A 24,336-nucleotide genomic window follows, 5' to 3' on the forward strand; every position below is an offset into this window, starting at 1 on the left:
AAAATAAATTAATAACTTTTATATTAAAGATTCAAAGTAACTTATAGTTTTCTTTAAGCCATCTTCTAGCTGTATTCTTGGATCCCAATCCAATTCTTTCTTAGCCAGCTCAATGACAGGTTGTCTCTGTAATGGATCATCCTGAGGTAGCGGAAGAGAAACCAGTTTGCTTTTACTATTGGTTAATTCCAAAATCAGCTGAGCTAATTCCAACATAGTAAATTCACCAGGGTTCCCAATATTAACAGGACCAGTAAATCCATTTCGGGAATTCATCAATTTGTACATTCCCTCAATATTATCATCTACATAGCAAAAGCTTCGAGTCTGAGAACCATCTCCGAAAATAGTGATGTCTTCTCCTTTTAACGCTTGTACAATAAAATTACTTACCACTCGTCCATCTTCCGGATCCATCCTTGGTCCATAGGTGTTAAAAATTCGCATTACCTTAATTTCCAATCCATGTTGTCGGTGGTAATCAAAAAACAAAGTCTCTGCACACCTTTTCCCCTCATCATAGCAAGCTCGAATTCCAGTGGTACTCACTGAACCTTTGTAAGATTCAGGTTGAGGATGTACCTCAGGGTCTCCATATACCTCAGAAGTACTGGCTTGCAAAATCTTGATTTTTAACCGCTTTGCCAATCCCAACATGTTGATCGCTCCCATCACAGATGTTTTGGTAGTCTGGACTGGATCAAACTGGTAATGAATCGGGCTTGCGGGACATGCCAAATTGTAAATCTCATCCACTTCTACATACAATGGGAAGGTAATGTCGTGCCGCATAAATTCAAAATTCTTATAATCCATTAAATGATGAATATTCGACTTACTACCTGTATAGAGATTATCCACACATAATACCTCATTCCCTTCTGTAATCAGTTTGTCACAAAGATGGGAACCTAAAAACCCTGCACCACCAGTAACCAAAACTCTTTTCATAAATTATTTACTGCTATTTTATTTAAAAATATTATCAACTTTTTAATATTTTTATAAGGAATAACTCTCCTAATTAAATATTAAACTATTTCGAACCCGTGAGTAACCAACTGCTGGACTGAATTTTCTCACCCAAACCATCGATCAATTTTATTCCGAGCTCTTCACATACCGGAACTTCAGGAATAGATTGATTATTCTGATCACCTCCATTGGCGAATGCTAAATGATAAGAATCCGAAAGTTCTTGATGAATTTGTCTAATCGTGTTACAAACAGTCCTATCCTGGTCAATTGATAAATAGACCCTGTCTACACTTTTAATATTGGATACGATAAAATGCCGCTCTTCTTCCTTTTGGAATTCTTTAGAGCCTTTTAATGCCCGCTGTAAATCATTGTTGACAATTACAATCAACTCATCTCCAACTGCCTTGGCATGGTTAAAATATTCAATATGACCTTTATGTAGCGGATTGAAATACCCTGAGACGATAATGGCTTTTTTCATTCTATTTAACTTTTCAAGAAACATTTTGGTTGATAGCATGTCCAGAATAAGACATTTAATTTACAGCTTCGCCCTTTCAGTCCCATTTTTATCGAATTGGAATAAAGATTTATTTCAACTGAAATTAAATCCAATCCTATTTTTCAATGGAACTTAGCTTAGAAAATCAGGTTCATCCATTTTGATGAACATTTTGGGTTAATTGTTAAAAAAACAGCCTCTTTTTTAATAATAAGGCAATATTTCATCAAAGATAATGAAAGCGAGTAGTTTTTGTACTCATTTTTTATCCTATTTTTAAATGGAATTTTTATATACTTAAAACTGCATTTGATATTTTAATGGGCGATTTCTGTTCCCCTACTTAATCAAAAAGGCGACCAATTTTTAATTCCTTGGAAACCTGATGTTTGAAGTAATGTTCATAAATTAAGGATGTACAAGGGATAGTCAGGTTGGGGAAAATGGAAACAGATGTATGTTAAAAGATGCATGATGTATGATGTTAGATGTCAGATGTTTGATTCATATTTCTAAATTCAGACTTCTTACTTTAATTTCAGATTTCTGACTTTATATTTCTGACTTTTTCCCTGCCCTGCAATTTGGCCACTTTGCTTTCGATCTTTTTTTAATTTCCTTATGTAATCCCCCCGCCCCTTTTTAAAGGGGGAGTTGATGCGTTCTCAATTCAAAATCTCATTTCAGACTTCTGAATTCATACTTCTTACTTAAGCTATTATTTCCTTCTCAGCGCCCTTTTCCACCAAGGAAGTGGTGTAGCTTCTTCATGGTACCCATAGGAGTTTCCTCCGTATCCATAGCCATAGCCATACCCATAGCCATACCCATAGCCTTTGTCAATGTGCATATCATTCAAAATCCCATAAATCTTGGTTACCCCTCCTTTTTCCACCAAATTATTTAAAATTTGTGTATTCCCTTTCATAGAATACCCCTGACGGAATACATAGAATGAAATGTCGGCTAAGGCGAATAATTCCTTGGTTTCAGAAACTAATCCTACAGGAGGACAATCAAACACCACCACATCGTATGATTGCTTAATCTCATTGATAATTTGTGTAAACTTATCCTGAAGTAATAACTCTGCAGGATTAGGCGGAATGGGACCCGACAATATCACATCAAAATCTTGATGGCCTGAAGATTTTACTACCGACTGCCAAGGGGTATCTGAACTCAAACAGGTACTCATTCCCTTATCATTCGGCAATCCAAAATCCTCCGCAATTTTAGGTTTCCTTAAATCCAAACCTATTAAAATTGTTTTCTTACCCATCAAGGCATAAACGGAAGCCATATTAATAGAAACAAAGGTTTTACCTTCTCCAGATATACTTGAGGTAAATAAGATCGTCAAATTATCCTTTTGCTGACTTAAATAAGTCATATCTGCTCGAAGGGAACGAAATGATTCAGTAACTGTGGACCTAGGATTATTTAATACAGGTAATGCATCATAAGAGGTATTTCTTCCTACCATCCCAATTAATGGTACTTTAATTTGATTCTCTAAATCTTTTGGATCCTCGATTTTAGTATTCAAAAAATCTTTAACTGTGATAAATCCAATTGGCACAATCAATCCTAAAATCAACCCGATCAATAAATTTAAAGAACGCTTCGGTGCAACAGGTTCTTGACCAGCTTTTGCAAAATCTAAAATCGTATTTTTAGGCATATTTGAGGCTTTGGTAATTTCAGCTTCTGCCTTTTTCTGCAATAAATACACGTAAATATTTTCATTGATTGAAAATTGCCTTTGAATCCCCAATAAATCCCGCTCAGTTTTAGGCAAAGAATTGATGTCTGATTCAATCATCCGAATTCTATTGCGGATATCTGCCAACACATTTTTAGTATTATTTAAAGCTAAATTGGTGTTTTCTTGCAATTGCTTTTTGGTACTTGCAATACGGCTTGCATTTTCTCTAACAGCAGGAGCTTGTTCGGTAAAATTTGAACGTAATTTAATTTGTTCTGCCTGTAATTCTGCTAATGCATTTACCAATGAATTCAGCAAGGGATCCGTAATTCCAATAATAGAAGGAGCTACTAAATCTCCACCTTGATTACTTTCCAAATATTCATTTAATGTTTCATAGTATTTTAAGCTAATTTCTGTCTCACTTTCCTCTTTCTCCAATTCGGTCAGCCTTTCAAAAATTACTGAACCTTCTTCTGATAAATTGAAAATATTATTATCTGAACGATATTCCTGCAACTTATTTTCTGAAAAAGCTAAAGAGTCTGAAATACCTGCCAATTGTTGATCAATAAAACGAATGGTACTTTCTGACGCACGATTTTTTTCATCTAACTCAAGTTTCAGATACATTTCCATTAGCTTATTGATGTATTCCTCACCTAGTTTTCTTACGGGAGTTTCAATGCTTAATAAGAGTATCGAGGCTTGTTTGTTAATAGGCGAAACCGATAACTCCTCCCGAAATGATAATGCCAAAGTGGGTACATCAACTAGACGAACTTCAAATTTATCTCCAGGCTCAGCCTTAATATTATTGACTTTAAAAGACAAGTAATCTGATTCAATTTGCTCTCCAAAAGAATAAACTGATTTATTAAGAACTGGGTCGAAGTCCAATTCCTCAGGGTATTTTTTATAAAAAGGATCGTCTGGATTAAAAACCCTAAAATCATTATCCTCAATAGATATTTCAAAGGAATTGTCATTTATAATTTCAATTTCAAATAGACCTCCAACCCATTGAGAGTGGTTCCAATCAACTGAAACGATAATAGGCAAATTACCATATAATTGACTTGAGGTGATTATTCCATCCTCAAAATATTCAACTTGTAAATTTAATTGGGAAATGGTTTCCTCTGCTAAAGAATAAGATTTTAAAATACCAATTTCATCCTCAATGTTGCTTTTTCCTTGAAGTCCAAAACCAGCAGATTCAAACAAATCCATACCCAACGCAGGCTCTTCATCCTCCACCAAAACACTAGATTCAACTTTATATATCGGAGTAGAATATCTATTAAATAAAAAAGCACCTACAACCCCTACTACCATAAATGCTAAAATAAGCGGCCAATATTGTAAATAATTAAACAATAAAACTTTCAGGTCGATTTCATCTTCCTTTTGTACCATATATGAATTCTGGTTGGAGTTACCAGGAGATGGAGTATTTGGGTACATATAACTTATTTGATTAAATTAAGAATTAGAGCCATGGCTGATATTCCGGAAAAGATCAGAGCAAGAGATTGGGCTGTATTTTCACCAGTTCCAGTTTCTCTTACTTTCATGGGTTCTACATAGATCTGATCATTGGGTTGGATAAAATAGTAGGGAGATTTCACAATTTCTCTATCCAAAAGGTCAATTCGATGCAATTTAGTCCCTTCAGGATATTGTCTTATTAACAAAACATCACTCCTCTTTGCAACAGTTGTCAAATCGCCAGCGTTAGCAATCGCTTCAAAAATGGTCATTCTGTCCTGTAGTACCACAAATTTGCCAGGTCTTCTAAATTCCCCTAACGCAGAATAACGAATTCCCCCTAACTTGACTTTCACATAAAGCTCTGAGGTCACATAGACCCTTAATTTTTCTTCAATAGCAATTCGTGCTTCTTCCAAAGTTTTATCTTTCACCTCTACCTCCCCCACTATTGGCAATCTAATTTTCCCTTCATTATCAACAGTATAACCTGTTGTGTAATACAAATCACCACCTGTTTGACTTGCGATGTTTCCCATTTGATTCATTCCAGCCATGGAAGTTGATTTATTATTAAATCCATTTTGAATCATATCATCCACAGTTTGAATATTCACATCTACGATATCGTTGTATTGGAGCTTGTATTCTGGGATTTCGTAAGTAATTAATTCTCCATCAGGTATAGAGTCATTACCTTCTAAATTTTGTAAGTAAATAATCTTCTCATTGGAAATACATGATGAGGCAGCTATAAGGGCAATAATAAATACTAACCCAAGTCGGATTCTCCGCATAAATGAATTTTTAATAATCTTCGTCAAAAACTGGGCAAACTTAAACATTTTAACAGAAAAGAAGGATAAAATTTACGAATTCACAATAGGAAATGGGTAAATTACAGTTTTATCAGGATGTATATCAAGAATTTTGCTTTAACCTAAATACGGAATTAGTCCTAAGGATTGATATGTAATGAGCTTTTCTTGAGGTTTTTTCACTAAAGCCAATAGGTTATTTCAGTCCCAAAATACTCCTCGCTCTTGCCAAATCTTCTGCCGTATCTATAGCTACTGCTTTATGGTTGGTTTCTACCATCCTTATTTTTATCCCATGCTCCAACAATCTTAACTGTTCAAGCATTTCTATCTCTTCTAATTCTCCTCTATTCATTTCAGTATAGGCCAATAAGGCATTCCTGCGGTAGGCATACACCCCTATATGTTTCCAATACAATAAATCCTTGACCTTATCCCGATTGTAAGGAATTGCCGATCTTGAAAAATATAGCGCGTCTTCTTTGACATCTGTCACCACTTTGACAAAGTTGGGGTTCTGTGCCTCATCCTCTGAAATCCTTGTCTTTAAAGAGGCAATCTGTACTTCTTTTTCTACAAAAACTTCCACTAAATCACTTAGTGATTTTTTATCCTGAAAAGGTTCATCTCCCTGAACGTTCACAATAATCTCAGCATCTACTTTGGATAATGCTTCAGCGATTCGATCAGACCCAGAATTATGCTCTTTTTTGCTGAAGAACACCAATCCATTCAATTCATCTATTTGACTTGCAATATCTTCATGGTCCGTCACCACCCACACTTCATCAAAAACCCCGGTGGCAAGTGTACTTAAAAAGGTTCTTTGAATCACTGATTTCCCCCCAAGATCCTGAATTAACTTGGCCGGGAGTCTGGTGGATGCATACCTCGCAGGAATTAATGCTGCACTTTTCAATTGATATTGATTTTAATAGTTATACTGTAAAAAGGACCTATTCAAGGTCCCTTGTATTGCTGAGATTACTAATACATGATTTATCAAGGACCAGTTGGTTCTTCAATGCAAGTTGAAGAAAGCATGTCCAACTAGTTATTTGACACGAAAGGCTTTCTTTATTTTCTTCCAGACACTCGTATCTATTTTCTTGATACGCTTCCTTTTGGCATCGAGGTCCTCTCCATAGTAATTGTACATGTACTTATTATTCTGGGAATAAAGATAGGTATTACCATAGCCATAGTTATATCCCTCATAGTGGTAGCCAGAATTGATGATGCCATTAAAGACCCCATACACATTTTTGACTTGTTTATTATTGAACAAATCATTGATCATGACCAAATGGTCCTTCACCGTGTAACTTTGCCTTACCACATATAAATTGATGTCAAACAACCGCATTAAATCGATCGTTTCAGAAACCAATCCCATTGGTGGTGTATCAAAAATCACTACATCAAAGCTGTTTTCCAGATAGGCCAGGAAATCTTTTAATCGTTGAGTCTGTAAAAGTTCCGCTGGATTGGGTGGAATCACCCCAGAAGGTACAAAATACAGGTTTTCATGTTGGCTTTTAAATACAATTTCCTCTGCCTCCACTTTTCCAATAAGATAGGTTGAAAGACCTACTTTATCTGAATGTCCAAAATAGGATGCCAACTTTGGCCTCCTTAAATCCCCTCCTACTACCACCGTCTTTTTGGAGCCCAACGCCATCGCCGATGCCAAATTCAATGAGGTAAATGTTTTACCCTCCCCGGAAACTGAAGAAGTTACCAGGATTTTCTTGGTGTTTTTTCCACTGGCCAAGTAGGTGATGGCTGATCTTAAGGATCTAAATGATTCCGCCACCGCTGACTTAGGATGTTCTAAAACGACCTGATTGGTGTCTTTTTGACTATATCCGATAATCCCTAATTGAGGGATCATAAAGTTCTTTTTTAAATCCCGCTGATCTTTGATGGTATCGTCAAAAATATCTCGCACGACAATAAACCCAAATGGCAATAAAAATCCCAACACCACCGCTAAACCGTAGTTTTGTTGCTTTTTAGGGAAAATCAACGTCCCTCTTTTGGCAGGGTCCAAAATGGAGTTATCTGAAACATTGGAGGCCATGGCAATTCCTGCCTCCGCTCTTTTCTCCAGCAGGTAAGTGTATAAAGATTCTCTTAATTTAAATTCCCTGAATATCCCCGTGTATTGGGATTCAGATTCGGGTAAAGTAGAAAACTGGGAATCATAGAAATCGATATCATCCTGGATATCTCTCTTTTTTTGTTTGGTGTTTTCAATCAAATTCACCACGTTTTCAAACAGGGCTTCTTGTGCCTTCTCCATTTGAACGTCTATTTTCAATACCTCGGGATGGTTCTCATTGACGGTGGCCAGGAGCTTTCTTCTGTCTTGTGACAAGGTCACCAACGTTTGGATTAACCCATTTAACAAAGGGTCAGGAACGCCAATGACAGAAGGAGCAATTACGTCCGAGAAATCCTTGCTTTTGAGCTCCATGTACTTTTTAATCTGCTCAAAATAATTGAGCTGATAATCTAGCTCGGCACTCATTTCATCCAAGGAATTCATCTTGGTTAAAATATTGGCAAACTCCGCAGAGACATCCAACATCTTATTTTCAACCTTGAAATTTTGTAGTTCCTGCTCTTTGTTTTTTAAGGAGTCTTCTAAAAAGCCTAATTGCTCCTCAATAAACTTGATGGTGTTCTCTTGAATCCTGTTTTTTTCATTCAGATCATAATCAATGTAGGAAGTCATGAGGGCATTGATATAGTCCCTACCCTTTTCCACCACCTTGGTATTGGTACTTAATTTTAATACAGAACTGTATTCATTTACCAAGCTCACATTGATTGAACGAGCAAGTTGTTCTTCTAAAACGGTTGGGTTTTTAAGTTTAAAGACGATTGCCTCTCCTATTCGAGCTGGATTCACCAAAAAAACAGTAAACTTGGATCTAGCCGTTTCAATTTCTTCTCCAAAAGTGAAGGTTTTATCAAAAATTGATTCATCTCCAGCCGCCATAGCTGAATTGAAATCCATGAAACCCGAGGCCTCTGGTACAATTTTAAAATTCTCCTCTGAAAGTACCTGCAATTCAGCGGGCGTATCCGTCACTTGAAGATGGTCCCAATCCACATCAATTCGAATCGGGGAACGATCATATAGTTCTATGGCTTTGATGTTGGTTTTGGCATAATATTCCACATCAAAATGCACCTTCTTCAATGCCTCATGGGCCAGATTTTTCGATCGAAGCCGGAGAATGTCATTCTCCAAATTGATCCCTGAAGAAAAAATATTGGATCGGTCCAATATCCTTGCCTCTGGAGAGGTATTGGTCTTGATGATCATCGACCCAGTTACCTCGTATTCATCCACGGTATATCGATGAAATAAAAAGGTAGCTCCCAAAAAGAGGGCTATAAACAAAACATACCAAGGCCAGTACCTGATATATTTGGCAACAACATACCTTATTTCTAAGGCTTTCTCCTCATTATCGAGTTGACTTAAGTCTAATTTCTCCATGCTCCTTAATTACCCGTAACCAAATTAATAATTAATAAGGTAGATGCTAATAGGCCCGCAAATAAAGCCATTGAAGCCGTTAAATTATCAGCTGTACCGATTTGTCTGATTTTCATCGGCTCCATATACAATATATCATTAGGCTGTATGAAATAAAAGGGACTTCCTAACAAGGCACGATCGTTCAAATTTATTTGATGGATTTTAGTCCCCCCATCATATTGTCTGATGATAAATAATTTATTCTTTTTCCCCAGTAAGGTGGTCTCTCCAGAATTAGCCAATGCATCGAAAATAGTAGCTCTGTTTTTGTAAATCACCTTTACCCCAACACTATTAAATTCTCCTAAGGTAGTATACCGAATACCCGCAATTCTTAATCTCACATATACTTCTTCTTTAAAGAATTTATTGATTTCAGCCTGAACTTTGTTTTTCGCATCCTCTTCGGTCATTCCAGCTATTTTGATCTTTCCCAACTTGGGTACCTCTACTCTCCCCTCCTGATCTATACTATAACCTCTGAAATACAAGGGATCGGATCCTTGGCCTCCTCCACCTCCGCCTCCACCAATTCCGGACATACCTCCAGCCGTTGTGTTTTGATAACTAAATGCTTTGGTCAACTCTTCGTCAGAGGAAGCAAAATCTATTTCAACAATATCAAATGGTTGCAAAACATATTTGTAATCCACCTCAGCAAAGGGTATAAACTCATTTAATTCAATTGGTTCATTTTCAGGCAAATTCTGTAAATAGGTAATTCTTTTATTACTGATACATCCCCAAGAAATCAGAATCAATAATAATATGGGTATACGTTTTCTCATATTTTTCTTTAGCAGAAGTATCGTAAATATATGGAAATTGATGTTGGAGAATTAGCTTTTTAAAGAATGAATCAAGAATCAAGACAATTTATAAAAAATCAGTTTAATCCAATTTTAAAATGTAAAAACTTAAAATACTTCCAAATCCCCCAATGACCACCTCCAATCCAAATTCTGAAGATCCAGATCTTGCTTCACTTTTCTTAAGGTCACATAAGGACCTGCGTTGAAAATAGGTAATGCTCCAAGGTTCAATGCTTTTTGCTCAGGATATTGAAGTCCTGAAAAAGAGGTAAATCTTGCTCCCGATAACTTTTGAAAATAAGAAAGCGATTTATTTAAATGGATTTTCTGCTCTTTTTCTAATCCATCCAAAATGAATAGATCGGTTATTCTTAGCTCTCTTCCCATTTTGCTTTCTTTGATTCGATAAAAAAGCAGAAAGCTTTTATAATCACTGATATAGTAATAGGGGAATAGTGGACAGTCTAAATATCTCCATTTTAAATAACCTGGTTTCAAGTTGGTTTGATTAGCGCCAGAAAAATTCCCGAGATGCTCAATTTGTTCTACCAGATGAAGAATTTTACTCCAACTTTCTGGCTGGATAGGATGCTTATTTTTCCCAATACTTAAATGGAAATCTAATTTTAATGGGAGTTTCCCCCATTTCTCCCAGCCCATCTTTAAGTAACCGGGCATACTGTCTGCATTAGGGGTATTAAAGATTAAATCAAATCCCTCCCGCTTTAATTGATCAATCAACGTAAGGGTAAGCTTGGTAAAAATACCTTTGCCTTGAAAATCTGGATGGATGGCAGTATCTACCGCTCGGCATGCTTTTACAAGTGTACTGCCAAGCAGAAACTCCCATTGAAGGAATGCCCTTACTCCGATGATTTCTCCATCTACTTCGGCTACCAATACTGGTGAGGGGCCAAAAGGATTGTTTTCATGCTTCCATTTCCAAAGTGCTTCTGACTTAGGGATAAGAGACTCTCCTAATGAGATTCTCAGCAAAGAAATAATTTTTGGCAAATCTGAATCGGTCCCTTTTCTTAGTAACATGTAGTAAGTATAAGTAAATCATCTTTCAAAATTCATCTTTACCCTCTTTTCACCAAAGGAATGACCTCATTTCCAATCAGCTCAATGGCTTCCATCAACTGCCCATGTGTCAATCCTGCATTATCCATCTGGAACGTAAATCTTGAAATTCCTCCCAGTGCTTCACTGTGTCTGAGGATCTTTTCAGCCACTTCCTCTGGACTCCCTATCACCAATGCCCCTGTCTTTCCGGTCTGTGCATAAAAATGATTCCAGGTGACCGGTGGCCAACCTCTTTCTTTCCCAATTCTGGTAAATGTCTCGGCATACCCAGGATAATAATTTTCTAGTGCCACTTCCTTAGTTTTTGCTACATACCCCAAAGAATGTAAGCCTACTTTCAGATTCTCCTCGGCATGACCTGCTTTGATGCCAGCCTCTCTATATAAATCGATCAATGGCCTAAAACGATGGGTTTCTCCCCCAATCACCGCCACCATCAATGGCATCCCCAATTGACCTGCACGGACAAAAGAACCTGGAGTACCACCTACCCCTAACCAAATAGGAAGCTTCTTTTGAAGCGGCCTGGGGTAAATGCTTTGATTGTTTAAGGCAGGTCTGAACTGTCCCTGCCAAGTGACAGTCTCCTGATCCCTGATCTGAAGCAACAGACCTAACTTTTCAGAAAAAAGTTTATCATAATCATTCAGTCTTAATCCAAACAAGGGAAAAGCCTCGGTAAAAGACCCTCTGCCAGCCACTATTTCTGCTCGCCCTTTGGATATCAAATCCAGGGTTGCGAACTCTTGAAATACTCGTACAGGATCAGCTGCACTGATCACAGAAACAGCGGAAGTCAATTTGATACGTTGGGTTCTTGAGGCTGCAGCAGCCAAAATTATTGCTGTAGCTGAATCCAAAAACTCTTTTCGGTGATGCTCTCCTATCCCAAACACATCCAAACCCATCTGGTCTGCATATTCTATTCTTGCTAAAAGTTGTTCCAATGACAATACGCTCTTTTGTCCGTCTATTTGTACATCACCTGCTTCTGTGGCAGCAAAACTATCTATTCCTATTTCCATTTTTTTCCAAATCTATTTGGCATTAAACCAAATTCCTTCGCACTAAATTCCCTTCCTCCACACAATAATTGAGTGAATTCCTTAGTTAAAAAATTTTAAGTCAATTTTCTCTTTATCAATTTTCAATAGTTTTGATTTTATTTTTTTCTCAACGCTTATGAACAACTCCAATCCAATCAAGCAGTTTGCTTTACTTTCACTGGGAGTCTATATCCTTTCCTATGGGTTTCCTTTTCCGCTGGACAACATCCCTTTTACTCATGAGGTCTTTTCAAAATATGTCCTCTCACTCCAGGAAAAGTACATTCTGTTTTTCGGCAAATCTTTCTTGGGTCTTCCTGAGCTGGAAAAAATCCAGAGAACGGGAAGTGGGGACACTACCTTTGATTATGTGAAAATCCCAGCCTTGATGACCTTTTCATTTTTAGTGGCCATCGGGCTATTCTCCCTCAAAAAAGTACGCATCCATGCGGTTGATTTCTACCAATTGATATTGATTTATGCCAGGTATTATGTGGGCTTAACGCTCATTTCCTATGGCATCGCAAAATTTCTAATAGGCCAATTCCCTGGACCAAGTTTCTATTCCATGGATATTTTGGTAGGAGACATATCCCCCATGGGCTTGGCCTGGAGATTTTTTGGATATTCAGACACCTACAAAATATTTATGGGCTTATCAGAGTTGATCGCGGGATTTCTATTACTCTTTAGAAGGACAGCCATCTTAGGTGCACTGGTAGCTATTTCGGTTTGTCTCAACATTGTATTGGTCAACTTCTCCTTTGATGTACCGGTAAAGTTATTTTCCTCTCATCTATTGTTCTTTTCCATTCTAATTCTTCTCCCTGGAGCGAAAGCATTGTTTGACTTTCTGATTCTCCACAAGCCCAGCAAATTAGAGTTGATGTCTCCTCTTTTTACCTCGAAAAAGTGGAAAACAGCATGGGTTATAGTCAATATCTATTTGGTAGGAGTAATTCCCTTGTCAAGAATGTATGGGCATTACAGCAGCCAGGAATTTAGAGCCATGGAAAATGAATGGGAAGGTTTGTATACTGGATTTGAAAATGAGGCTGCCAGCCCTTGGACCAAAATCATTGTTGAAAAAAACTACCTGGTCTTAAAACCTGAAGAAGGAACCCAAGATTTTTATACCATTCTGGAAATAAAGGAGGGTGGAATGGTTTTGTTGAAAAACACCGAGGATGAGGATAACCCCCATGAACTATCCATAAAAGCACTGCCCACCCAGCAATACGAACTGAAAATCCGAATTGGAGAAAAGGAAAACACCCTTGTAGGAAGTAAAAAGTCAGTATCCGATTATCAATTAACGAAGCGAGGCTTTCATTGGATCAATGAATACCCTTTCAATCGGTGATTTATTGAACTTTCAGCGTTTCCACTTTTTCACTTACCCCGTTTTCATTAATGGCTTCAATGGTGAAATAGTAATCTTTCATCCGGTCCATGGTCTTGAGCCAATATTCATTGTTGCCAAGAACCATGATGCTGGTATAGAGTTTATCGGGAGCAGTGCCGTAATGGATGTTGTAGGCATAGGCATCATCTACCGGTTGCCATTTGATAAATGCACTTCGTTTGTCTTTCTCGGTTCTCAATACCACAAATCCATTGACTTTTTCAGGGGCCTTACCGGCTCCTTTTCCAAATACCCTCAAACCACTCAATGCAAACTTCCCGGTGGGCATGTGGACATTTTCCAATCGGATGAACCGCGCCTTCACAGGATTTTTGAGTTCAATATACTCATGTGGAACATCTGTTTGGTTTTTGCTTTTGTCTTTCAAAACCTTCCAGTTTTTACCGTCCTCTGAATACTTCAATACATATTGGTGATACTGATCATTGTATTTCCCCAATCGGTTGGCTGCCACATCCTGGTCTGCATAATTAATCTGTACCGCATGCACGGTACTCACATCCCCTAAATCTGATTGGATCCACTCTCCTGCATCCCCCGTCTTGGCAGACCAATAGGTTTTCAGATCCTCATCGTTGGCTTTGTTCGCAGTATAACTCCCCAAGGTAGAAGAGACTTGCATGGGTTTATCATAATTCAGGAGCATCCAACCCGTAAATGCTCCCGGCTTATCCGTAGCAGGCAAATAGTGGGGGTAATCGCCAAAGGCGGTATTGGCCCACATCACATCATCTTGATCAAATCCCGCAGGCCAAATCCCCAATCTTCTTTCAAAGGTATTTTTGACCGAAATCATGATGGTACTGACATGCCAATAATTCCCTTGATTATCCAGAAAGGTTGCTCCATGCCCGGCTCCCCGGGCAAAGCCTCCCAGCTTCATACTTAGGGGATCGGATTGGGGTGCAAAAGGTCCCAAAGGGGAATCTCCCACTACCACTCCATCGGAATAGCCACTGAATTCTGTTCCAGGAGCCCCATATTGCAAGTAATACTTGCCATTGTGCTTGGTCATATGTGCTCCTTCCATAAATGGGTCCAGAAAGGTATTGTCCATATGTTCTCCAAATCTTTGCCAGCCGTATCTCCAAGGCTCCAGCAGATACATTTCTTTTCTAGTGCCAATCGGATCCAGCGTATTGGTATTCAGTTCGATCCCATACAGGGGGTATCGATTGGAGCTTCCGTTGTACATATACAATCTACCGTCGTCATCTGTGAAAAAATCAGGGTCCCAGCCTCCTATTTCAAATTTCTCCACCAATGGTTTCCATTCATTCGCCAGAGGATCTGTACTCATCCAAATGGTAAAATCCTGTTCGTACGTAGAGCCCATCACCAGGACGGTATCGCCTTTTATGCCTACTGCAGGTGCACAAAGTTCATCGTAGACTTGATTCCATGGATTCAGAAAAAACCTGGAATGAAAGGTCCAGCGATACATATCCGGACTGGTCCAATATCCCCATTGGTTGGTACTGAAAAGGATGTAATCCCCTTTGTAATTGACGATGACCGGATCTGCCGTGGCCCTGTGACGGCCCCACTCGGTAAAATTCGGGATGGGCGTATACCCATAGTCCAGGTTGATGGGATTGCAATAGGTTAACTGCTGGGAAAACACAGGAGAAATACCTTTTATAAACAAGGCGAGCAATAGAAGAAAACGGTTCATTTGGGCTGAATTAATCTTCTACAAGATAAAAAAAAGAAAAATCCCCTAGGTAGTGCAGGGGATTTGGATTGGTTTATAATTTCCGGAGTGAAACTGCATTGATGCAATATCGAAGTCCACTGGGCTTCGGCCCATCTGGAAAGACATGTCCCAAATGAGCATCACAAACATTGCAGGTCACTTCCACCCGGATCATTCCAAAACTTACATCCTTGGTGTAGGCCACATGGGACAAGTCAATAGGTTGTGTAAAAGATGGCCATCCTGTGCCACTTTCAAACTTTACGGTAGCATCAAAAAGCTCCGTACCACAACATACACAGGCATATTTACCGGGTTCAAATAAACTGCAAAGTTCAGAACTATGTGCCCTTTCAGTTCCTTTTTGTCTGGCAACTCTGAATTCTTCAGGGCTTAACAATTCCCTCCATTCCGCATCCGTTTTCTCCACTCTCCTTGGAGGCTTGGGATTGCCCTGATTCGTAAACTTGATTACATCATTCCAATTAATCATCATTCGTATTCTTCTTATTTTTTTGTTGAAACGGAAACAGGTCTAAGTAACAGCAGATTCTTTTAATTAATTCTGAATGGCATCAAATTGTTTTTGAATATGTTCCAAACCAGGTTCCTTTCTCATCCAAACCATTGCCTCGTCCTGGTCTTCCATCCATCTATAAAACCAGGACACTCCCCACTTTTTATCGTAATAATTGGTCTGATGGTATGCAGGATCAGCCAATGCTTCCTCTACCCCAACAAATTCATAGCCTTGATCTCCGAGTTCTTTGATGATCGCCGGCAAATAGGCTTCATTGATGGAATTATCATGGCAAAGGTAGATCTGAGGAATCAACCTCCCGTATTCTTCCATCGAAAGCACTTCAAAGAATTCAAATAAGGCCAGGGTCTGGGACACATATTCCTCCCCAATTGCGACCGCCTTCGAGCGATCTCCTTGTTCAAGGAAATGCTCAAACACGGCATTATACATCCAGTCCGCACTTTCAACTGTAAAAGGCATGATTTCATACCCCAAGGTATCCAATCGTGCTTTAAAGGCATTTTGCTGCAGGGAATCCTTCCCTAAGTCATTGAAAGGAAACCGAAAGTATTTCAGGTCCTTTCCATAATACCTGGCAAGTTCCCTGGAAATGGCCTCCCCTTTCACCACTTCCTGTTCCAAGTCCTCCACGGAAAATCCGGAAGACCTTTTATGGTTGAAAGAATGATTTCCTAAGGTGGTATATGGTCTTTCTGTCCATTCCATTAGAAGGGAATAGTTTTTTGAAATGGAATCGGTTTTATAGAGTAAGCCCTCAATCACAAAAATTGAAATGGGAATTTGGATTTCATCCAACTTGGAAAGAAGTCCCAATTGGAAGTCATCCTTTTCATACTTTTTGGTATTTGGAATATCATCAATGCTGATGGCTACTTTCTTTTGAGCTGAAACCGAGAAGGTAAAGATCAAGCAAAGCAAAAAAGTAAAACTGTTTTTCCAGGTAAAGAACATTCGAAGGACACTGAACATGATACTCAAAATTGACATTTAACATGAAGTTTATGTAAAGAAACCAAAAACAGGACCCCTTTTTCTATTTGAAAACTTATTTTTAAGGAAATAAAAACTGATTACCGTTCATGAAGTTGTCCCTCACACTTTTCCTGTTAGCAATGCTCGTTCAAATTCCTTCTGGTTTTGCTCAAAAATCCTTCCATCAAAACAAAGTAATTGCCCACCGGGGCGCTTGGAAGTCAAAAGGACACCCACAAAATAGTCTTGCATCCTTGAATGAAGCGGTGGCCTTGGGTTGTGAGGGGTCGGAATTTGATGTTTGGATGACAGCGGATGGAATACTCGTGGTCAACCATGATACAGACTTCATGGGAATGCCGATAGAAACCAGCACCTATGATCAACTGTTGTCCAAAACACATGAAAATGGTGAAAAACTGGCGACGGTCGAGGAATACCTTGCCGAAGGGAAAAAGCAAAAAGGCACCAAACTGATTTTTGAAATCAAACCATCCAAAATTAGTGTGGAAAGATCGGAGGAAGTAGCGATCAAATCTGTGAAAGCCGTGAAAAAAATGAAAGCCAGTAAATGGGTGGATTACATCACTTTTAGCTACGAAGGGGGACTGAAAGCCATTGAAACAGATCCTAAGGCAAACGTTGCCTATTTAAGCGGGGATAAAACTCCAAAAGAACTCAAAGAGGCCGGTTTTTTTGGTTTTGATTACAATATTGGGGTGTTAAAGAAAAACCCTCATTGGATTCAAGAAGCACAGGAACTGGGGCTCACCGTCAATTCCTGGACGGTCAATAAAGAGGAAGATATGAAATGGCTCTTGGAACAAGGGGCAGACTTTATAACTACTGACGAACCTGAATTACTGCTGGAACTGATCCAATCCAAATGATATCCTTTTTTGGGTTGAGCAATCCTATCTATGCTATTTTTTTTAGGTTTGCACCACTTATTTTTTGATGCGTTGGTTCGGTCTATATCTTTTATCCCCCCTCAGACCGCATTAAACAAGGGTTTTCAATTTTTTCTAATCCATTCGTCTACAGATAGCTGCAATTCATCGATAGATAATTCAGTGTGACCGAATAGTTCAGTTTCATGGTTTTCAAAATGATGAAATTTGAAGAAAAAAGGATGTGAAAGTCTTGTTACTGGAAGATGTTTTATTGGAACAACTCAGATTTCAAAGGACCATAGAAATTCTGGATCTCAAGATTGACCTGACTATTGCTAATAATGGCAAGGAAGGAATCCTCCTTTTGAAAAATGAAAAAACCATACCTGACCTGATTTTGATCGATCTCAATATGCCTGGTCAAAATGGAATTGAATTTCTGAAAGAACTTAAAACCTTACCCAATCTAAAAAATATAAGAACCATTGCTTTTACCACATCCAATGATCCCCAAGACATTGACATGTGTTATGAAAATGGAGTCTCGAGTTTTATTCACAAACCTATGAACCCCAGCCTCTATAAAGAAACAGTAAAGTTGCTAATCACCTATTGGAAGATGAACATCCAATAAAAACAAAAAAGGAGAGTAAGTTGTTTGTCACCCAAGCCTTGCCCCCCACTACAAAAAACCAGGATCAATCATGACAAATCCAAACGACTTATATATAACTTTCTCCGGATTTGCCAATAATGATCAAATCATAGATAGCTATGAATTGATTCATTCCTTGATCACTGAATTTGGGGGGCAGGCTACTTTCCGTTTTCTGTTGGACCCAACACTCCCTATGATCAAAGGAGATCCCAATTTTATTTCTGGAGTTTTCAAGGATTTCATTCTTAAAACCATTGTAGAATTTAAACATCACCTAGGGATCGTCAAGGTCGTTCATATCAAAGACCCAAAATCCTGGATTTTCGCATTCTCCATTGATCAGAAATCAATGCCATCCGAAAAACAATCAGCTCCAGAATTAACCGAACCCATTCAGGAATTTAATCTGGCCATTTCCAAAAAAGCATTACAAAATTTAAGTGAGGTGCCTTCGGCAATAGCCTATCTTTAAATAGCATGACTATGGAAACTCCATCTTTACACTATCTCAAAGAGTTGTCCTGTGGAAATAAACTATTTGAAAAAAAGATCCTGAAGCTTTTGATAGAGGAGTTGCCAATGGAGTATAACACCTATCAGCAGGCAATCGACTCCAATAATTATTTCTGGGCGTCTGAAACGGTACATCGGATCAAACATAAAATTGCCTTTTTCCAAATGCAAAACGCTCTAAATGTCACTGAAAAGCATGAATTAGCATTACGATCGGGAAAACTAAATTTTCAAGAAGAATTTCAGGATATAGTAGCTAAAATACTTAAATTTCTACCTGAACGACCAGAGTAGACATGACCTGCATAATTGTTGACGATGAAAATGTGTCAAGAGAAATATTAAACTTTTTGTGTGAAAAAGAGCCCGGTGTAGAAGTAGTTGGTAATTTTTCTAATGCAATGGATGCTTTTCGTTTCCTCAATAAGGAAGATGTAGACCTGATTTTTTTGGATGTCCACATGCCTGGCTTTACTGGTTTTGATTTTATCCAAACCTTAAAAAACTCTCCCTATGTCATCTTGACCACTTCTGATCAGAATTCTGCGCTTAAAGCATTTGAATACGAAAGCATTATTGATTTTTTAACCAAGCCCATAGACCCGGATCGATTTAAAAAATCCGTCAAAAAGGTGGCTAAATTACTTGAAACAGGAAATTCCAATCCCAGTAACCCTAAAAAGTCAAAGGCCAGTAAAAATCAATTATTCATCAATATTGACAAGCGCCTTATTAAAATCAATACCGAAGAAATTGATCTGGTAGAAGCAAGTGGAGACTATGTAGTTATTAAATTGGAGAACACGGACTATAGAGTGCACATCTCCTTGACAAAACTCAAAGAAAAACTACCGTCAGACACTTTTTTTCAGGTTCATCGCTCCTATATCATCAATCTCAAAAAGATCGTAGATATCCAAGACAATACGGTACTGATCCATAAGTCAGTGATCCCGATTAGTAGATCCAAGCGGGGAGAACTCATGGGAAAACTAAACTTGATTTAAGTTGAGGGAGTGGGACTATTATCCCATCGAATCCTCCTGGGTATGAATTTGATGTAGGATCAGCTTTATCTCTTTTTCCACTTCAGCTAATTGATGCTCTAAAGCAGGTTTGTCCAATAACTTAAGCTTTTCAATTTCAGCAGCCATTTCCGATAAATAAAACATCCCTGAAGAGACTGCTGTGCCATATAATTTATGTCCAGCCTCTTTCAATCCAACCAAATCCTCATTCAGCAGTTTTTCCTTAAGGTCAGTAAAAGAAGTGGTTAATTCCGACTTGACGATCTTCAAAATCCCCTTCAAAATCTCTACATTATTATCCGTGTAAGCAATCAAGACTTCCTGATCATAATGACTTTTTGTGGATACTTCTGGTTTATCAAAGTCTAAAGAATCCAGCTTTTGAAGTGGCAACCATTTTTGAAAAATTTCATGAAGAGTCTCCTCAACTACAGGCTTCACCACGAAGTCATTCATTCCTGCTTCTAAACATTTCTCACGTTCTCCCTTTACATTGCCAGCGGTCAATGCCACAATGGGAATCCGGTCACCATTTTTTAAGCGTCGGATTTGCTTGGTTGCTTCATACCCATTCATTTCTGGCATTTGAACATCCATCAATATGATGTCTGGAATTTCTTCTTTACAATAATGCAAGGCCTCCTTGCCATCCTTCGCCTTGATCAAAATTGCATTTGGAAAGGATCGTTTGATGATGGTTTCTGCCAACATCATGTTGACCATATTATCCTCCGCTACCAACACTTTATAATCTACATCCAGTGGCAGAATATCATTTTCAACTTCTTTTACTAAGTCAAAATCCTTGGTATGGAGCCTTGAAAGTGCATGGTAGAAATCCTGTAATTTGAGTGGCTTAATCAAACGATGTTTCACACCCAGTTCTTGGCAGGCTTGTATAATTTTCTGGTCATCAGAAGAACTATGTAATAGAATGATCGGCATCTCTTCCAGACTATCCATGAAACTTTCCTTGATCTTACGAATGGTTTCCAAGCCATCCATGAATGGCATGTGGTAATCCATCAACACCACATCAAATTTTTCTCCCTTAGACAAGAGTTGAAGGGCTTCAAAGCCATTAGTCGCTTCGGTAGCATGAATGTTCTTCAACAACAACATCTGATTGACAATCAATCTATTATTGTCATTATCATCCACTACCAACACATTTTTGATTTGATCTACATCAAACCATTCAATGGCTTCTCCTTTTTCAGTTTTAAAGGTGACGTCAAAGAAAAATGTACTCCCTTTTCCCACTTCTGATACCAATTGCAGATTTGATCCCATCAATCCTAAAAGTCTATTGGAAATGGTCAAGCCAAGGCCTGTTCCCCCGTATTTCTTGGTTGTGGAACTATCCTCCTGGGAAAATGCCTCAAAGATCTTTTTCTGCTTGGCAGGATTAATCCCGATTCCAGTATCCCGAACAGAAAACCGAATTCGATTGAAATCACCATCCGAATGCAGGTTTTCTATTTTCAACTCTATTTCTCCTTTTTCTGTAAACTTGGAGGCATTGCCCAGTAGATTCACCAGCACTTGTTTTAACCGTACAGAATCGGCATAAATAAATCTTGGTAAATCGGTTCCAATATTCAAAAGCATTTCCAGGCCTTTGTTTTGGATTTGGTAGGTAATGATATCCGTTGCTTGGGAACTCATTTCATAGAGATCGCACTTATCAATATCAATTTCCAACTTCCCTGCCTCAATTTTTGAAAAGTCCAGAATATCATTGATGATACTTAAAAGGGCATTGGCAGACTGGTTGACAATCGATAGATATTGATGTTGGGTTTCATTTAAATTGGTTTTCAACACCAAGTCCGTAAATCCTATCACCCCATTGAGTGGCGTCCTGATTTCATGACTCATATTGGCCAAAAACTCAGATTTGGCTTTACTTGCTTCTTCTGCCTGCAACTTGGCCTGTTTGAGCTCTTCCCGCTGGGCAATCAAAGACGTGATATTTTGTGTAAAGACCATCATCCCACCAATTTCTCCATTGTGAAGGTACCAAGGCCTCATTTCCCAGGATATATATCTAGGTTCAGTTTCTCCAGGAAATAAGATTTTCTCTTCCTTATTGGTTAACACTTCCCCACTTAATACCCGATTATAATTAGCAATTCTTTCTTCATTCATCAGTTCACCAAAGAGCTCATAATGGGAATTTCCTAACACCTCTTCGGCTTTAAAGTGATATTCCTCTTCCCATCTATTACTCACTGCGATATATCGCATCTGATTATCCAACATGGATACCGCTGCCGGGGTATGCTGTACAAATGCCGCTAGCCGGCTTTTTTCATTGACCAGATCAATTTCAATGTTCCTCTTTTCTGTGAAATCAATCGCAATGCCCAAATAGCCGATACTGGTTTGGTCAGGGTCCTTGATCGGGGTAACTACCAAAGAAACCAAGCGTTCTTCCCTATCTTTTCGAATGTAGGTCCAATCCCGTTGCTCCGAACCATCTCTTTCCGGTCTGGCGATAAAGGTTTCAAATCCAGAAATAGGCCTTCCAAATTCCTCCGAAAGTTCTGAAGCTGCTTTCTCTACCTCCTCTTGAGAATGAATGATACTGGGAGTATGCTTGCCAACCATTTCCTCAGCTGAATAGCCTAGCATCTTTTCTGCTCCCTTATTAAAAACTGTAATTACTCCTTCTAAATCTGTGGCGATCACGCTTACTTCCGAAGAGGCATTGAACACATCATCCAATACTTTCCTAGCCCTAGATGCCTCCAATTCAGCTCTTTTGGTTTCGTCGATATCTTGAAAAGTCCCAAATAACCTGACACATTCCCCATTTTTGAATTCTGGTTTTCCAATTGCTCTTACCCAGATTTCCTTTCCTTTATGGGTAATCAATTGCAAATCCAAACTCCATGGGGTGCCATGCTGGATCGCTTCTTCCAAGGCCTTGGTAACCTTGTATCGGCTCTCTCCCTCTTTATAAAATTCTATGCCTGTAGTCAAATCCGGCTCAAAGTCTTCAGGAACTTCATGGATCATTTTTGTAACAGGTGTCCAGGATATTTTTTGATTTACTAAATCAAAGTTCCAGCCCCCCACTCTGGCTACCTTTCCCGTCTCCTCTAGCAATTGTTTGGTTTCTTTGAGGTCTTCTTCCAGCTTCGCCCGAGTGGTGATATCTATTGCATTTCCGATGACATATTGTGATTGGTCCACCCCACTTTTCTCAAGGACATTATTGAATAACCAAGTTCGGAGCGTCCCATTTTTATGCTTGGTCAACATTTGACCGTTGGCTTTTCCGTTTGTGGAAATGACCTTTAAATACCCATAGACCTCATGATGTCTCTCCTGAGGTACGATATCAAATAAACTTCGAGAAAGTATCTCTTCTACGGTATAGCCTAATATTCCTGCCCCCGAAGAATTTACAGAAAGGAAATTCCCTTCTAAGTCATGGGTACACATCAAACCTTGAGAATTTTCAAAGAAAACTCTCAATTTCTCCTCACTCTCAGCCAGTTTTAATTCGCGATTTCTTTCATAGGTGATATCTCTCCCTATCGCGAATATGCTTCCCGTTTCGGGCTCTGGAGAGGCAGTCCATTGTAAATATTTGAAGGAGCCATCATGGGTATTAAATCGATGTGTGAAATTGATGGTAGGATGTCCTTCTGAAAGTTTTTCTATTTCTTGTTGAGTCTTCTTTAAATCCTCTGGATAAATCATTTCAAAAAATGATTTGGTCAGTAAGGTCTTTTCATCCCATCCCAAAATCTTTTTAAATGAAGGACTTACTTTTTTAAAAAAACCATCCACACCAGCCAAACACACCAAGTCTGAGGATAACTGGAATAGTTTTTCAAAATGATCCAGTTCAATATTCTTTTTTCGATCCTTCAACAAACTCTGCAATCCCCCAAAAAGCGTAATCAAACTGGATTTTTGATCTTCATTGATCTCAACCACCTGATGATTCAAAATTGCCAAAGCTCCTAAAACAAAACCATCCTGATCCTTTACTGGACATGCAGCATAGTATTCAAAACCCCTTTCTTTTAAAGAGGATGGAAAGTTTTCATCCTTTGAATTGAATGAGATAAACGAAGCCTCTAGATGAGCACCAAAAATTGAACTTAAATCCAGTGACTCTATCGCATCAATACTTCCAAAAACTGATTTGATAAAGGTCTTTTTCTCATCAAAAAAATAGATCAAGCCAACCGGCACATTACATAACTTACAGGCAAGCTTTGCGATTCCGTCAAATTCCCTCTCTTTTTCAGTAGTTGAAATCTGATAACTCTTTAATGAGTTTAATCTGGAACTATCTCCGAGTAGAGATGGGGTATTCATCATTTTTGAGGGATTACAATAAAATTAATCAAAAAAGAGATGGAACATATACTTCCTAACTAACAGGTAAATTATTGGGTTAATCTTACATTAAAAAGCCCATGCCCCTAAAAAATAAAGAGAATTACATTGAATTTTTCATCCCTGAATTTTCACTCCACCATATCCAAATTACACACTTACAATAATGTATTTCACCTAAAAAAATTGCTCAGGTATTTTTTGAGAATACTAATTGTTTCTCCCACTATTTTTTGACAGCGCA

At 38.5% G+C, this 24,336-nt stretch carries 19 protein-coding genes; 6 read left to right on the forward strand and 13 right to left on the reverse strand.

Annotation, left to right across the window (positions count from 1 at the left end):
• Positions 1 to 18: 18 nt before the first annotated feature.
• The 9 genes from BUR11_RS09340 to BUR11_RS09380 all read right to left on the reverse strand — a co-directional run bounded on the left by BUR11_RS09340 (position 19) and on the right by BUR11_RS09380 (position 11,979).
• Positions 19 to 951 (reverse strand): UDP-glucuronic acid decarboxylase family protein, encoded by a 933-nt coding sequence (locus tag BUR11_RS09340; RefSeq protein WP_074224558.1) that lies wholly within the window; start codon positions 949 to 951, stop codon positions 19 to 21.
• A gap of 85 nt (positions 952 to 1,036) precedes the next feature.
• Positions 1,037 to 1,462, reverse strand: a complete 426-nt coding sequence (locus tag BUR11_RS09345) for an adenylyltransferase/cytidyltransferase family protein (protein WP_074225192.1) — start codon at positions 1,460 to 1,462, stop codon at positions 1,037 to 1,039.
• A 739-nt stretch (positions 1,463 to 2,201) separates the two neighbouring features.
• Positions 2,202 to 4,658, reverse strand: coding sequence for a GumC family protein (locus tag BUR11_RS09350; RefSeq protein WP_074224559.1), 2,457 nt, complete (start codon positions 4,656 to 4,658; stop codon positions 2,202 to 2,204).
• Positions 4,659 to 4,663: 5 nt separating this feature from the next.
• Complete coding sequence (locus tag BUR11_RS09355; protein ID WP_074225193.1) at positions 4,664 to 5,479, reverse strand: polysaccharide biosynthesis/export family protein; 816 nt, start codon at positions 5,477 to 5,479, stop codon at positions 4,664 to 4,666.
• A gap of 217 nt (positions 5,480 to 5,696) precedes the next feature.
• A complete protein-coding gene (gene kdsB / locus BUR11_RS09360) occupies positions 5,697 to 6,419 on the reverse strand; it encodes a 3-deoxy-manno-octulosonate cytidylyltransferase (RefSeq protein WP_074224560.1) in 723 nt (240 codons plus the stop codon).
• Between the two features lie 135 nt (positions 6,420 to 6,554).
• On the reverse strand, positions 6,555 to 9,014 hold the full coding sequence (locus tag BUR11_RS09365) for a GumC family protein (RefSeq protein ID WP_074224561.1): 2,460 nt from the start codon (positions 9,012 to 9,014) through the stop codon (positions 6,555 to 6,557).
• Positions 9,015 to 9,019: 5 nt separating this feature from the next.
• Complete coding sequence (locus BUR11_RS09370) at positions 9,020 to 9,844, reverse strand: polysaccharide biosynthesis/export family protein (RefSeq protein ID WP_074224562.1); 825 nt, start codon at positions 9,842 to 9,844, stop codon at positions 9,020 to 9,022.
• A 129-nt stretch (positions 9,845 to 9,973) separates the two neighbouring features.
• Positions 9,974 to 10,912, reverse strand: coding sequence for a GNAT family N-acetyltransferase (locus BUR11_RS09375; protein ID WP_074224563.1), 939 nt, complete (start codon positions 10,910 to 10,912; stop codon positions 9,974 to 9,976).
• A gap of 38 nt (positions 10,913 to 10,950) precedes the next feature.
• A complete protein-coding gene (locus tag BUR11_RS09380) occupies positions 10,951 to 11,979 on the reverse strand; it encodes an LLM class flavin-dependent oxidoreductase (protein WP_074224564.1) in 1,029 nt (342 codons plus the stop codon).
• A gap of 157 nt (positions 11,980 to 12,136) precedes the next feature.
• On the opposite strand from BUR11_RS09380, the gene BUR11_RS09385 reads away from it, so the two are divergent.
• Entirely contained in the window at positions 12,137 to 13,363 is a 1,227-nt protein-coding gene (locus BUR11_RS09385) for a hypothetical protein (RefSeq protein ID WP_074224565.1), read from the forward strand.
• Between the two features lies 1 nt (position 13,364).
• Here the strand turns inward: BUR11_RS09385 and BUR11_RS09390 are convergent, their stop codons facing one another.
• From BUR11_RS09390 to BUR11_RS09400, 3 genes are all read right to left on the reverse strand, one after another.
• The gene (locus tag BUR11_RS09390) at positions 13,365 to 15,101 is read right to left on the reverse strand and encodes a discoidin domain-containing protein (protein WP_074224566.1); all 1,737 of its coding nucleotides are present in this window, start codon (positions 15,099 to 15,101) and stop codon (positions 13,365 to 13,367) included.
• A gap of 73 nt (positions 15,102 to 15,174) precedes the next feature.
• Entirely contained in the window at positions 15,175 to 15,615 is a 441-nt protein-coding gene (gene msrB / locus BUR11_RS09395; RefSeq protein ID WP_074225194.1) for a peptide-methionine (R)-S-oxide reductase MsrB, read from the reverse strand.
• Positions 15,616 to 15,681: 66 nt separating this feature from the next.
• Entirely contained in the window at positions 15,682 to 16,653 is a 972-nt protein-coding gene (locus BUR11_RS09400; protein WP_084560904.1) for a polysaccharide deacetylase family protein, read from the reverse strand.
• A 92-nt stretch (positions 16,654 to 16,745) separates the two neighbouring features.
• Here BUR11_RS09400 and BUR11_RS09405 point away from each other — a divergent pair, with 92 nt between their 5' ends.
• From BUR11_RS09405 to BUR11_RS09425, 5 genes are all read left to right on the forward strand, one after another.
• Complete coding sequence (locus BUR11_RS09405) at positions 16,746 to 17,528, forward strand: glycerophosphodiester phosphodiesterase (protein WP_074224568.1); 783 nt, start codon at positions 16,746 to 16,748, stop codon at positions 17,526 to 17,528.
• Between the two features lie 244 nt (positions 17,529 to 17,772).
• Positions 17,773 to 18,165 (forward strand): response regulator, encoded by a 393-nt coding sequence (locus BUR11_RS09410; RefSeq protein ID WP_074224569.1) that lies wholly within the window; start codon positions 17,773 to 17,775, stop codon positions 18,163 to 18,165.
• Between the two features lie 70 nt (positions 18,166 to 18,235).
• On the forward strand, positions 18,236 to 18,661 hold the full coding sequence (locus tag BUR11_RS09415) for a hypothetical protein (RefSeq protein WP_074224570.1): 426 nt from the start codon (positions 18,236 to 18,238) through the stop codon (positions 18,659 to 18,661).
• An 11-nt stretch (positions 18,662 to 18,672) separates the two neighbouring features.
• Positions 18,673 to 18,996 carry a hypothetical protein gene (locus tag BUR11_RS09420; RefSeq protein WP_143185900.1) on the forward strand — a complete coding sequence of 108 codons (324 nt, stop codon included), beginning with the start codon at positions 18,673 to 18,675 and terminating at the stop codon, positions 18,994 to 18,996.
• Between the two features lie 2 nt (positions 18,997 to 18,998).
• Positions 18,999 to 19,709 (forward strand): LytR/AlgR family response regulator transcription factor, encoded by a 711-nt coding sequence (locus BUR11_RS09425; RefSeq protein ID WP_074224572.1) that lies wholly within the window; start codon positions 18,999 to 19,001, stop codon positions 19,707 to 19,709.
• 18 nt (positions 19,710 to 19,727) lie between these two features.
• On the opposite strand, the gene BUR11_RS09430 is transcribed toward BUR11_RS09425, so the two are convergent.
• Positions 19,728 to 24,074, reverse strand: a complete 4,347-nt coding sequence (locus tag BUR11_RS09430) for a PAS domain S-box protein (protein WP_074224573.1) — start codon at positions 24,072 to 24,074, stop codon at positions 19,728 to 19,730.
• Between the last annotated feature and the right edge of the window lie 262 nt (positions 24,075 to 24,336).

Origin of the sequence: Algoriphagus halophilus (assembly GCF_900129785.1) — a bacterium.
GTDB classification, from domain to species: Bacteria; Bacteroidota; Bacteroidia; order Cytophagales; family Cyclobacteriaceae; genus Algoriphagus; species Algoriphagus halophilus.

What these genes read in the sequence shown, in the direction of transcription:
- msrB (WP_074225194.1), bottom strand. Translation starts at nt 15,615, where the DNA reads ATGATTAATTGGAATGATGTAATCAAGTTTACGAATCAGGGCAATCCC.
- BUR11_RS09390 (WP_074224566.1), bottom strand. Translation starts at nt 15,101, where the DNA reads ATGAACCGTTTTCTTCTATTGCTCGCCTTGTTTATAAAAGGTATTTCT.
- BUR11_RS09345 (WP_074225192.1), bottom strand. Translation starts at nt 1,462, where the DNA reads ATGAAAAAAGCCATTATCGTCTCAGGGTATTTCAATCCGCTACATAAA.
- BUR11_RS09415 (WP_074224570.1), top strand. Translation starts at nt 18,236, where the DNA reads ATGACAAATCCAAACGACTTATATATAACTTTCTCCGGATTTGCCAAT.
- BUR11_RS09340 (WP_074224558.1), bottom strand. Translation starts at nt 951, where the DNA reads ATGAAAAGAGTTTTGGTTACTGGTGGTGCAGGGTTTTTAGGTTCCCAT.
- BUR11_RS09400 (WP_084560904.1), bottom strand. Translation starts at nt 16,653, where the DNA reads ATGTCAATTTTGAGTATCATGTTCAGTGTCCTTCGAATGTTCTTTACC.
- BUR11_RS09425 (WP_074224572.1), top strand. Translation starts at nt 18,999, where the DNA reads ATGACCTGCATAATTGTTGACGATGAAAATGTGTCAAGAGAAATATTA.
- BUR11_RS09420 (WP_143185900.1), top strand. Translation starts at nt 18,673, where the DNA reads ATGGAAACTCCATCTTTACACTATCTCAAAGAGTTGTCCTGTGGAAAT.
- BUR11_RS09370 (WP_074224562.1), bottom strand. Translation starts at nt 9,844, where the DNA reads ATGAGAAAACGTATACCCATATTATTATTGATTCTGATTTCTTGGGGA.
- BUR11_RS09405 (WP_074224568.1), top strand. Translation starts at nt 16,746, where the DNA reads ATGAAGTTGTCCCTCACACTTTTCCTGTTAGCAATGCTCGTTCAAATT.
- BUR11_RS09350 (WP_074224559.1), bottom strand. Translation starts at nt 4,658, where the DNA reads ATGTACCCAAATACTCCATCTCCTGGTAACTCCAACCAGAATTCATAT.
- BUR11_RS09385 (WP_074224565.1), top strand. Translation starts at nt 12,137, where the DNA reads ATGAACAACTCCAATCCAATCAAGCAGTTTGCTTTACTTTCACTGGGA.
- BUR11_RS09365 (WP_074224561.1), bottom strand. Translation starts at nt 9,014, where the DNA reads ATGGAGAAATTAGACTTAAGTCAACTCGATAATGAGGAGAAAGCCTTA.
- BUR11_RS09430 (WP_074224573.1), bottom strand. Translation starts at nt 24,074, where the DNA reads ATGATGAATACCCCATCTCTACTCGGAGATAGTTCCAGATTAAACTCA.
- BUR11_RS09380 (WP_074224564.1), bottom strand. Translation starts at nt 11,979, where the DNA reads ATGGAAATAGGAATAGATAGTTTTGCTGCCACAGAAGCAGGTGATGTA.
- BUR11_RS09375 (WP_074224563.1), bottom strand. Translation starts at nt 10,912, where the DNA reads ATGTTACTAAGAAAAGGGACCGATTCAGATTTGCCAAAAATTATTTCT.
- BUR11_RS09355 (WP_074225193.1), bottom strand. Translation starts at nt 5,479, where the DNA reads ATGCGGAGAATCCGACTTGGGTTAGTATTTATTATTGCCCTTATAGCT.